Here is a 10734-nt window from a genome sequence, read left to right on the forward strand (position 1 = left end):
AAGAATAAAATTCAAAAATATTTCTGAGGCTGGATTTTGAAAAGTTAGAAATCGGATAAATGCTTAAAAAGCACTTTTAATCACCCCACCATCAACACGAACAGCTGCTCCGGTCGTTGCAGAAGCCAAGGGGCTGGACAGATAACACACCATTGATGCGACCTCTTCGGTGGTGGCAAAACGTTTGATCAGTGATGTCGGTCTGACGTTTGCAAAGAAGTCTTTTTCGAATGCTTCAATGCTTTGACCTTCTTTTTCTGCCAGATCACTGACGAAGGTTTCAACACCTCTTGAGCTGGTTGGGCCCGGCAAGACTGAATTCACCGTGATATCGGTACCGGCAACCTGTTCTGCCAGACCTCGGGCAATGGCAATCTGAGCTGCTTTCGTCATGCCGTAATGAATCATTTCATGAGGAATCTGTACGCCGCTTTCGCTGGATATAAAAATCACCCGGCCCCAGTTTTGTTGTTTCATCGCAGGTAGATAGGCACGCGTTAAACGCACACCACTGAGCACATTCACCTCAAAAAAGCGCAACCAGTCTTCATCCGGTATTTCTTCAAAAGGGACTGGCTCGAAGATACCCAGATTATTAATCAGAATATCTACTTTGGGATACTGCTCAGTTAATTTCGCAGCTTCAGAGGCCAAAGACAAATCGCCGGCAAACCCTGTTACTTCGCCTTTGGCCGTTGTTTTCAATGATTCTACAGCCTGTTTTACGGATGCCTCGGATCGCCCATTCACGATAATATTGGCACCTTCTTCAGCCAGAGCATTGGCAATGGCAAAACCAATACCGGCAGTACTACCACTGATAAAAGCAGTTTTGTTAGTAAGTTGCAGATCCATAAATACTCCTTTCAAACTGTATATAAAACAGGGTGAGCGTGACGTGCTGATTACGGTGAAAGCTGTTTTAACGTTGCGCTTAACGAAGCCGCTGAGACTTCCCCCATATGACTCTCAACCAATGTGCCTTGCTGATCAAAAAATAACGTGACAGGCAAACCGTAAGCACCAAATGCATCTGCGACTTTGCCGGTTTTATCGATCAGCACATGATCAAATGTCAGTTGGTTTTCAGCCAGAAACTTCTCAATTGTTTCCGCTGATTCTTGCTGATTCAGCATGACAAAGCGGATCTCAGGATACTGTTGCTCTGACTTTTCAAAAGCAGGCATTTCACGTTGACAGGGTGGGCACCAACTTGCCCATAAATTCACCACCGTCACGTTCTCTCCAGCAAACTGATTCAACGATTTTTGCTCGCCATCGAGTTGCTCGATGGTGATATCCGGTATCAAAGGTGCTTCACGGCCCGCATTTAGCGCAAAAGATGTCACTGAAAAGAACAGCAGAATGGATAAGCTCCGCCGAATAAAGCTATGCGTTGTTGAGGCAGACGTTTAATCTGCCATAACAAAAACAGCACCATCGCAATCATGCCGGAAAACCAATCCACGCCACGATCCCGGAAATCCAGCATTTGCCAGAAGGATTCATAATGATCAGCAAATTTGATCACAAACACGATACGACCAATCACCAGCCCGAATAACAGCATCATCAATAACGGATCGGTCACTGAACCTTCATTTTTTCTGGCTAAAAAAGATGCCACCAAGATTCCAACTAAACCGCTGCTAAATAACAGCAATGGCTCAAGTGGTATGGCAAATGGACCGATGTTAATTGACATCACGGTTCAAACATCCTGTTGATATCTTCCCGCATCGGCATGCCTTCGACCAGTCGCACATGGCCTTTGGCATCTTTATAAACACTGGTTGGTGTCGCCATCAGACCCAACTGTTCCATCAACAGATTATTTTCATCCACCAGCACTGTGCCTTTGGTTAAAGCTTCTTCATTGAGGCTTGAGCCAGCACTATCAGACTGTTGAATATGTTGCTGCAAAGCCTCTTCAGGCGAGTCGGCCGCTAAAATAGAAGCGGCCTTTTGCAAACTGTCTTCCTGCAAAATACCGACGATAATATGGCGAAACTGCACCTCACCTTTCGCAATGTATGGTTCGGCCATTTCACGTAGTCGCTGACAATATGGGCAAAACGGATCGGTGAAGGTATAAATAATCTGTTTGGCATTTTTATCGCCATCTAATACCCACTTCGCACTCTCCAATTGCTGCCAAACCTTTTCATTTTGCGGCGCGCTGATCAGTTCATAAAGCGCTTCCTGCCCCAAATCGTCACCTTCGGCATTAATCAGATTTCCAATAACGGCATATTGTTTATCTTCTGTCAGATAAATACTCATCGGCTGGCCTTGAACCATAGCGGCATAGCCTTTTAAACCGGCGGGGGTGTCAAACGTATCCACAATCGTCACACCTTGCTGTTTGATATAGCTGATGACTTCGGGCTCTTGCTGTTCAGCGATCGCAAAATAACTGCCCAAGCCAATGAGCACTATCGAAACAGCTAAGATTATTTTCTTCATTCAAAACTCCGGTGTTATTTGTTTGATTGAGTCTAATCAACTGTTATTAAGTGAGGATTAATGAGCACTAAAGCAAGGCCAACTATGAATTAATCCTTTAAGTTAATGAACCTCTCAAGTCGTTTCACTCTCTTCCGTACGCATTGCGATGACTTATGGTAAAACGTATGACTCGCCATTTTGTTCAGGTAAGTTTCTGATTATGAGCACCAACCGACTGCATATATCCCCTCGCTATCAAGTGATCCTGGCAGGCATTTGTGCATTAATCCTCACCGTCGGTATTGCCCGTTTTGCCTACACGCCATTTTTACCCGTAATGCTCAGCGAAACGTCACTGGATAAATTCACCGGTGGTTGGCTAGCGACGTTTAATTACATTGGTTATCTGAGTGGTGTCGTGCTGATTTCGTTCTTAACCAGCCTTAAAACCAAGTTTTTGTTTTACCGGATCAATCTCATCCTAGCGGTGTTGAGCACTTTATTAATGGCCATTACCACCGATATGGTTTTATGGAGCATTTTGCGGTTTATTGGTGGTCTTTCCAGCACCGCAGGAATCATTCTTGCCGCAGGATTTGTGATGGGCTGGCTTAAACAGAATGGCTACAAATCGGCTTTGGGTATCCATTTTTCCGGGCTGGGTTTAGGAATCGCTATTCCGGGTATTGTTATCGTGATTATCACGCCTTATTTTAATTGGGCTGAGCAATGGTTAATCATGGGGGTTTTCGGGATTTTGTTTTTCCTGCCTGCCTGGTTTTTAATGCCAAAACCTGCTTTACAAAATGCTCCGACAGCCGATTTTACCGCTCCCAATACTAAATGGATGCGATTAATGATTGCCGCTTATGCCTGTGCTGGTGTGGGTTACGTTATCAGTGCCACATTTATCGTGGCGATCCTCGAAGGCATGCCCAGTCTTTCCGGTCATGGCAATATTATCTGGGTCATGTTGGGAGTTGCAGCGATTCCATCGTGCATCATCTGGGACAAAGTGGCTGAACGAATAGGAGAAACTCGAGCGATTATTACGGCTTATTCAATGATATTGCTATCCATCTTGATCCCACTTTTCAGCGAATCACTGTTACTGAATGTGCTTGGCGCATTGCTCTTCGGCGCCACCTTTGCCGGTATTGTCAGTCTGATGCTGGTGTATGTCGGCCATAAGTTTCCACATAACCCTGCCAAAGCCATGGCAAAACTGACAATAAGCTACGGGATTGCCCAACTGATCGCACCAGCTTTAGCCGGATATTTATCAACCCTAACCGGTAATTACCTCTCATCCTTGTGGATGGCTGCAGCAGTCATGAGTACCGGCATTTTCTTTGTCTGGCGGATTCAGCGGTTTGAAGAAAAGTTATTAATCAAAACCTCAACGCATTAGATTGCGTAGACCAAGACATCCTTGTCATAACTTCACAAGTAAAACAACGCATTATTGAAAATCGTGTCATATCCCATAGTCATAGATTAAATCACCGATTTCCCCCCAGATTTTCATCGGTAACATGCTTTGCTTAATTTTGCGGAGCTTTATCAATGTCTGGAAAAATCGTATATATCAATCTTCTATTTCTAGGTTTAAGTCCACTTACCTTCGCCGACACAAGTATTGAATCACCACAAGAATTAGACGCTTTGGTGGTAACTTCCGATAAAAATAGAGGTTTATTAGATCTTGATACACCGACTGAGGCAGGTTCCCGCCTTGGATTATCAGCTCGGGAAAACCCAGCATCGGTTGCAGTTGCAGATCGTGAGTTAATGATACAAATAGGAGCTCGCGACTTGCAAGATGCTGCCAATATTTTGCCCGGAATTAATCTGGCATCCTTTCCAGGTCGTGGTGCCTTTGTTTCATACAGAGGATTTACAGGATCACAGGTAAACCAGTTATTTAATGGTATACCTTTAGCTTATAGTATAGCTGCGCGACCTGTTGATTCATGGATATATGATCGTGTTGAAGCGGTTGGCGGCCCATCTTCTTTTTTATATGGAGCTAGCTCCGTTGGCGGTAGCCTGAATTACGTTACCAAAACCGCTGATCGTATTGATCAAGAACTTACCGGTCGCTTAAGTTATGGTCGCTTTGATACCACTGAAACATCCCTTGGTGTTAACAAAGAACTCAATGAGTATAACTGGATTCGTTTTTGATTACAGTCAAGGAAATAGCAACGGTTACATTGATCGAAATGAAACACGCTCTGATTCTATGGCCTTCTCATGGTTGAGTGATCTTACGACCAATCTATCTCATACGTTAGCTGTGGAATATCAGGAAGAAAATGTTGATAGTCCATATTGGGGCACGCCAACGTTACAGCCCCACAGCGGCACATTACAAATTGATAAGCGTATCCGCCATAACAACTATAACGTTGAAGATGGGGTATATAAGCAACGTGTTCGTTGGCTACGATCAGTGACTGACTACCAGTTTAATGACAAAACCGCTTTACGAAATACGTTTTATCATTATCGTGCTGAACGTGACTATCAGAACCTTGAGGGCTATCGTTATACAGACTCAACCAATAGCGTAATTGATCGACGCAGTGGGCTTCAACAACGTCATGAACAGGAAATGAATGGTAACCGAATTGAGCTGACGCATCAGGGCGAGCTGTTCGCCCAACAAAGTGACTGGGCTGTTGGCTTTGACTTCAACACTAACCATCACACAGGCTTTCCGACCTCATCCGGAACTTTTGATTTTATTAATCCATATAACTATGACCCTGGCAGCTTTGCTGAATTAGGTATTGGTTCTTTGCAAGAAGGCCGCAGCAACAGAGTCAAGATGATTTCTGTATTCGCAGAGAACCGACAAGGCCTTACCGATCGTCTATCACTTATCTCGGCTTTGCGTTATGACCACATTGATTTTGAACTTGTACCTTCGCCAGAGGCAGAAAAATCAACCAGTCAATGGGATACCGTTTCTGGCCGTTTAGGACTGGTGTATGCGTTAAATGAGGACATCAGTTTATATTCTCAGTACAGCACCTCATCAGAACCACCAGGCGGTACATTGACGACATCAAGCACTACGACGATTGATGACTTCGATATCAGTAAAGGCCGTCAATTTGAAATAGGTGCAAAATTTAATTATTGGAATAACCGTGGTACTTCCACTATCGCGGCTTATCATATCGTTCGTAAGAATTTCTTAGTCCGAGATCCAAATGACTCCAGCCGTTCGATTCAAGTTGGTCAACAAACATCAAAAGGCCTCGAATTTGCGACATCTCTGCAAATAACCACAACTCTGCGTGCTGATGCCAATGTCGCCTTTGTCAACGCCGAATATGATGAATATTTCGAGGCGGGTGAATCATATAAGGGCAACATGCCGAGCAGTATTCCTAAACGACTTGGCAATTTATGGTTGATTTATCAACCCTTGTCAGACTGGCAGTTCGGTTTGGGAGCCCGTCACGTGACATCGGTATATGCCGACAGTGCCAACACTCAGAAACTCCCAGCCTATACCCTATATGATGCGTATGCTCGATACCGTGTTAGTCAGCACTTGGATATCACGCTACGTGGACGAAACCTATCTGACAAGTTGTATGCCTATTCTGGTTCTTCTAGTCAGTATTACGTCGGTGAGCCACGCAGCGTCGAATTATCATTGGATCTGAAATACTGATGAGACAGTTGTTTCTGTGGCATCGTTGGCTTGGGATTGCTCTATGCCTGTTTATGGCCTTGTGGTTCATATCAGGTATCGTCATGTTGTTTGTCGGCTATCCCAAGTTAACATCCACAGAACATTTGCAAAGTCTGCCAGCACTATCTGCCGGGACCGACTATATTGACGTTAATCAGGCTATTAATGCGACTAAACAAACTGTGCCACCTGTTGAAGTCAGACTGAGTTCCATTGCTGACAAACCTCATTATTTAATACGTTATCCAGATCAGGCAGCAATAGCTATAGATGCCTTGACTGCACAAAAAATCGAAAACGCAAACCAGCTTCAGGCTTTAGCCTCTGCTCAAGCCTTTTATCCTGCAGCAAAAACTGAATATCTCGGACTTATTGAGTACGACAGTTGGACTTTGTCGCGAGGTCTAGACACCGAAAGACCTTTGCACAAAATTAGACTCAATGATGAGGCTGGCCGAATTCTGTATATTTCTTCACATTCTGGCAGAGTCATCCGTGATGCAACTTTTCATGAGCGAACATGGGGTTGGCTTGGCGCCTGGTTACACTGGCTTTATCCATTTCGAAACTTAAGCTGGTGGAGCGAGCTGATTATTTACCTCTCGCTCACTGCAACAGCGATGGCATTTTTAGGTCAGTTTATTGGCATCAAGCGCTGGCGCTTTAGCAAAACCTATCGTAGTGGCTCACATTCGCCATACTCTCAGACCAATATGCGTTGGCATCATATCGGCGGTATGTTGTTTGGTTTTTTGTTAATTGCCTGGATTTTCAGTGGTTTAATGTCTATGAATCCCTGGAACTTGTTGGCCAATAAATCGGAGATTGATATCCAGAGCTTTAAGGGAGAAGCACTCAATAACTTCGATACAAATATGACTACGGCAAAGCTTATCCAAAATTTCCAACAGGCAGGTATTCAGCCTCGTGAGCTGGTCTGGAATAAAGTTGCTGGTAAAGATTGGGCAACGGCTTACGATGAACACGGGCAAAGTCGAGTACAAGCCCTATCATCAACTGGACTTGTACTACAGATCGTTCCATTTATGGCATTAAAACACGCGGTTCAGACTATGTCTGATACACAAACATTTCAGCTTGAGTGGGTGAAGGATTATGATTTTTACTATTTTGCCCGAGAACAACAAAGCATGTATGGCGCAAGAGAAAGACCGTTACCAATTTTACGCGCCAAGTTTGATGATCCTGCTAAAACGTGGATTCACATTGATCCACATAACGGTTCGGTCATTGAAAGCCTTGATCAAAACCGTCGAATAGCACGCTGGCTATTTAATCTTTTGCATAGCTGGGATTGGCAGCCGTTACTGGAGCGCCCGATTTTACGGGAAAGTCTAATTACCCTATTCAGTCTTGGTGGACTGATTATTTGTATCAGCGGTACTCTGATAGGCTGGCGCAGACTAAGAAGAAAAACACGAAAATACCAAGATAAATCAAAGTCGTTTAATACAACGTAATTTAGATCGCGCGTGGCAAAAATCCTTCCAAGCTTGCGCTATCAGGAATACAGCAAAGTCTTTTCAACCAACTTGCAGAGCAAGATAACTAATCACCACATAACGTAATAACTTGCCTGCGCTAACAATAATGACAAACCACAGTAGCCGGATTCGTAAAATACCGGCTATCACTGTCAAGGGATCTCCAATTATTGGTAACCATGCGAAAAACAACGATAACAATCCATATTTTTTAAAGTGTAATTCTGCTCGTACAAAATCATCTTCAGACATTCTCAGCCATTTTTTTATCACACCTATACTGGCCCAATAGCCGAGTGCATAGTTTGTCAGTGATCCCAACACATTGCCTATCGTGGCAATGACAACAATATTTGTTGGAGAAAACCCGCTGATTAATAACGCTGTGAGCACCACTTCAGAACTCAGTGGCAAAATCGTTGCGGCTAAAAAAGCTGAGACGAAAAGCCCCGTGTAGCCGAGGTTAGTAAAAAAATCCATTGGTGTTATAAATCAAACAAACTGTCCGGCGGCATGGCCTGAAGCCCACGCCCACTGGAAATTGTGCCCACCCAAATGCCCTGTGACATCGACGACTTCACCGATGAAATACAAGCCCGGGTGCTCCTTGCTTTCCATAGTTTTGGAAGATAACGCATTGGTATCAATGCTCCCAGAGTCACTTCGGCGGTTCGATAACCTTCAGTACCCGAAGGTTTAACTGTCCAGGGCTGGCAATGCGAGACGATCTGTTCAATATCAGAATCGGAAAGCTGACCGACAGGTTTGTCTTCAATCCATTGTTCACACCAAAGCTGTGCAACGCGGCGGGTCAATTTCTCGGCCAGTATGGTTTTCAGAGCAGTCTTGGATTTTTCACGGCGCATTTCGTTTAAATACGCGGTTAGATCAATTCCGGGAAACATATCGATTTTCAGCGACTCTCCGGGCTGCCAATAACTGGATGCCTGAAGAATGGCCGGACCACTTAAACCGCGATGGGTAAACAGAATATTTTCGCGAAATGAACATGTATCCGTTTCGGTAATGCTATCCAACGAAATACCACTTAACTCTGCAAGCGGTTTGAGTTTGTGATCATCCAATACCACAGGGACTAACCCCGCCCGAGTTGGTAATACTGGAATATTTAACTTTCTTGCCAGTTCAAAACCAAAACCGGTAGCACCCATTTTTGGAATAGACAGTCCACCAGTTGCAATCACCAGCGAGTCACACTGCAATTTGCCTTGAGGTGTTTGCAGCAATTTGTATTCGCCGGTTTCCAATACTTGAACCGGCGTATCAGTTTGAATGGTGACACCTGCCGACTCACACTCAGCAAGCAACATTTGTACGATTTCTTTCGATGATTCGTCACAAAATAATTGGCCTAACTTCTTTTCGTGATAGGCAATCTGATGACGTTCAACCATTTCGATAAAATGCCAGGGGGTATATCGGCTTAAAGCAGATTTAACAAAATGCGGATTGCTGCAAATAAAGTTTTCCGGCCCAGAGTACATATTGGTGAAGTTACAACGTCCACCACCAGACATCAGGATTTTTTTACCGACCTTATTAGCATGATCGAGTACCAACACGCTTCGACCTCGCTGACCGGCAGCTATTGCACACATTAATCCGGCTGCACCAGCACCAAGGATAATTACGTCGTATTGATTGGAAGGTTTATTTAAGGTCGTCATGTGTGGGCATTTTACGCAAAAATGCCCAATCAGACTGAGAAGTTGAGCTTAAGAAACTAGGTGGAGATCACTTTACCGATAATACGATCGATCCAACTCAGTTCACGCAGCGGTAAATCAGCAGAATGTCGATAGCCTTTGATAAGCGCCTCGATCAAATCCCCATGATTTACCCACTCTTGCGGATAACGGAAAAAATGCCGCCAATTGCGCCGTCTCGCCCAACGACTTAAAGACCAGGAATGAAAACGCATATCAAGAATATCAATCAAACCAAATTCCATTCCGCTGACGATAATATTGCCAGGATGAATTGAGCGGAAATAAATGCCCCGTCGCTGAACTCTCGCCAAAAATACGCCTAAGCGGTACATCAAATTGGCATCCGCTTCGTTAGAGTTGACGATATCGCGTAAAGTGCGACCAGGCAAAGGTGAATAAATTGCTACTGTATGGCCTTCGCCAACAATGCGGTGCAAAGATTTTACTTTGAGCGTTGGAATATCAAGTTGTTCCAACTGATAAGCATTCCGAGCAAATTTAACCGCTGCTGGCGCGATAAGCTCTCTATTAAAAAAACGTTTGCGATAAAAATACTTTAAGTATTCACCATCAGACAATACCGCCACTTTGGGACCTTTTTTGTCTTTCTCGATCACCGTGGCTGTTTCCATCATGGAAACTAAGGCTTCACGAGAAAGTGGGCGGATATTAAGCATTATTAGTTTCCAAACCGTCTTTTATTGCTGATGTTTTAAACGAAAGCGCGGCAATATATCACCTGTTTGGGACATATACTCAAGATAATGTTCCCCATATTTCTCCAGACCTTCTTCTTCATCGCGTGGCACCCTTAAGCTATAAACCAACGCAAAGGTAACCAGACCTGCCAAACCCGCTAACCAATTCTGCGATAACAATAACTGCGCTAATGCCAGAACTAATAACGCTGTATAGAACGGATATCTTATAAACCGGTATATACCTCGGCCAACAAATTTTTTCTGTTGCTGAGCAATGCCGCGATAATCACGTGCAGCCCTGTAAAGCAGCCATACTCCGAGAAGGCCACAAATAGTACCTAACCATGCAATTTCATCGTAATAAGCCAGATCAGCAAACTCCATCCATGGCAGTGTCGCATCAATCAACGGAATACTTACCATTGAAACCAGTGTAATAATCGTCAGGGTAAGAACTTCCCCATCCCATTGATTATTATTTAAAAAGCGCCAGCGACTATTGTTTGAAAATAATGCAAGCGCCGCCCCGGCGATGAAGATTATTAATACTAATTCAGAAAGTTGATCAGTCATTTCCCTACCTTTAATTTTGTCAGTAACCCGTAAACTACTGCTGCGTATGAACAACAAACAGAGTC

General features: G+C 44.1%; 11 protein-coding genes and 1 pseudogene. 4 read left to right on the top strand and 8 right to left on the bottom strand.

From position 1 onward, the window contains the following. Positions 1–63: 63 nt before the first annotated feature. The 4 genes from A9E74_RS02445 to dsbG are packed head-to-tail and all read right to left on the bottom strand — an operon-like array spanning position 64 to position 2466. Positions 64–855 carry an SDR family NAD(P)-dependent oxidoreductase gene (locus A9E74_RS02445; RefSeq protein WP_069295068.1) on the bottom strand — a complete coding sequence of 264 codons (792 nt, stop codon included), beginning with the start codon at positions 853–855 and terminating at the stop codon, positions 64–66. A 50-nt stretch (positions 856–905) separates the two neighbouring features. Continuing rightward, positions 906–1349 (bottom strand): TlpA family protein disulfide reductase, encoded by a 444-nt coding sequence (locus tag A9E74_RS13980; RefSeq protein ID WP_176718896.1) that lies wholly within the window; start codon positions 1347–1349, stop codon positions 906–908. Next, positions 1346–1705, bottom strand: a complete 360-nt coding sequence (locus tag A9E74_RS13985) for a prolipoprotein diacylglyceryl transferase family protein (protein ID WP_084002844.1) — start codon at positions 1703–1705, stop codon at positions 1346–1348. The genes A9E74_RS13980 and A9E74_RS13985 overlap by 4 nt, the downstream gene beginning before the upstream one ends. Then, positions 1705–2466, bottom strand: a complete 762-nt coding sequence (gene dsbG / locus A9E74_RS02455; protein WP_069295069.1) for a thiol:disulfide interchange protein DsbG — start codon at positions 2464–2466, stop codon at positions 1705–1707. The genes A9E74_RS13985 and dsbG overlap by 1 nt, the downstream gene beginning before the upstream one ends. Before the next feature lie 202 nt (positions 2467–2668). Between dsbG and A9E74_RS02460 the strand changes: the two genes are divergently transcribed. The 4 genes from A9E74_RS02460 (at position 2669) to A9E74_RS02470 (ending at position 7641) form a co-directional block, all read left to right on the top strand. Then, positions 2669–3859 (top strand): YbfB/YjiJ family MFS transporter, encoded by a 1191-nt coding sequence (locus A9E74_RS02460; protein ID WP_069295070.1) that lies wholly within the window; start codon positions 2669–2671, stop codon positions 3857–3859. A 155-nt stretch (positions 3860–4014) separates the two neighbouring features. Further along, positions 4015–4635: a Plug domain-containing protein gene (locus A9E74_RS14480; protein ID WP_218104273.1), complete on the top strand. Its 621-nt coding sequence runs from the start codon at positions 4015–4017 to the stop codon at positions 4633–4635. 73 nt (positions 4636–4708) lie between these two features. Continuing rightward, positions 4709–6139, top strand: a complete 1431-nt coding sequence (locus A9E74_RS02465) for a TonB-dependent receptor (protein WP_218104274.1) — start codon at positions 4709–4711, stop codon at positions 6137–6139. Next, positions 6139–7641, top strand: coding sequence for a PepSY domain-containing protein (locus tag A9E74_RS02470; RefSeq protein ID WP_218104275.1), 1503 nt, complete (start codon positions 6139–6141; stop codon positions 7639–7641). Before A9E74_RS02465 ends, A9E74_RS02470 begins: the two co-directional genes overlap by 1 nt. Before the next feature lie 63 nt (positions 7642–7704). Here A9E74_RS02470 and A9E74_RS02475 read toward each other — a convergent pair whose 3' ends face one another. The 4 genes and pseudogenes from A9E74_RS02475 to A9E74_RS02490 all read right to left on the bottom strand — a co-directional run. Continuing rightward, positions 7705–8145: a YqaA family protein gene (locus tag A9E74_RS02475; RefSeq protein WP_069295072.1), complete on the bottom strand. Its 441-nt coding sequence runs from the start codon at positions 8143–8145 to the stop codon at positions 7705–7707. A 12-nt stretch (positions 8146–8157) separates the two neighbouring features. After that, a pseudogene (locus tag A9E74_RS02480) lies at positions 8158–9353 on the bottom strand (BaiN/RdsA family NAD(P)/FAD-dependent oxidoreductase). Positions 9354–9409: 56 nt separating this feature from the next. Continuing rightward, entirely contained in the window at positions 9410–10072 is a 663-nt protein-coding gene (locus A9E74_RS02485) for a BUD32 family EKC/KEOPS complex subunit (protein WP_069295073.1), read from the bottom strand. A 21-nt stretch (positions 10073–10093) separates the two neighbouring features. Beyond that, on the bottom strand, positions 10094–10734 hold a 641-nt coding region (locus A9E74_RS02490), incomplete at its 5' end, for a methyltransferase family protein (RefSeq protein ID WP_218104276.1).

The sequence above is a fragment of the Methylophaga muralis genome (assembly GCF_001720165.1).
Classification (GTDB): domain Bacteria; phylum Pseudomonadota; class Gammaproteobacteria; order Nitrosococcales; family Methylophagaceae; genus Methylophaga; species Methylophaga muralis.

Bases quoted from the DNA above. Each gene is read 5' to 3' on its own strand.
- A9E74_RS02445 (WP_069295068.1), bottom strand. From the start codon at position 855: ATGGATCTGCAACTTACTAACAAAACTGCTTTTATCAGTGGTAGTACT.
- A9E74_RS13985 (WP_084002844.1), bottom strand. From the start codon at position 1,705: ATGTCAATTAACATCGGTCCATTTGCCATACCACTTGAGCCATTGCTG.
- dsbG (WP_069295069.1), bottom strand. From the start codon at position 2,466: ATGAAGAAAATAATCTTAGCTGTTTCGATAGTGCTCATTGGCTTGGGC.
- A9E74_RS02460 (WP_069295070.1), top strand. From the start codon at position 2,669: ATGAGCACCAACCGACTGCATATATCCCCTCGCTATCAAGTGATCCTG.
- A9E74_RS14480 (WP_218104273.1), top strand. From the start codon at position 4,015: ATGTCTGGAAAAATCGTATATATCAATCTTCTATTTCTAGGTTTAAGT.
- A9E74_RS02470 (WP_218104275.1), top strand. From the start codon at position 6,139: ATGAGACAGTTGTTTCTGTGGCATCGTTGGCTTGGGATTGCTCTATGC.
- A9E74_RS02475 (WP_069295072.1), bottom strand. From the start codon at position 8,145: ATGGATTTTTTTACTAACCTCGGCTACACGGGGCTTTTCGTCTCAGCT.
- A9E74_RS02485 (WP_069295073.1), bottom strand. From the start codon at position 10,072: ATGCTTAATATCCGCCCACTTTCTCGTGAAGCCTTAGTTTCCATGATG.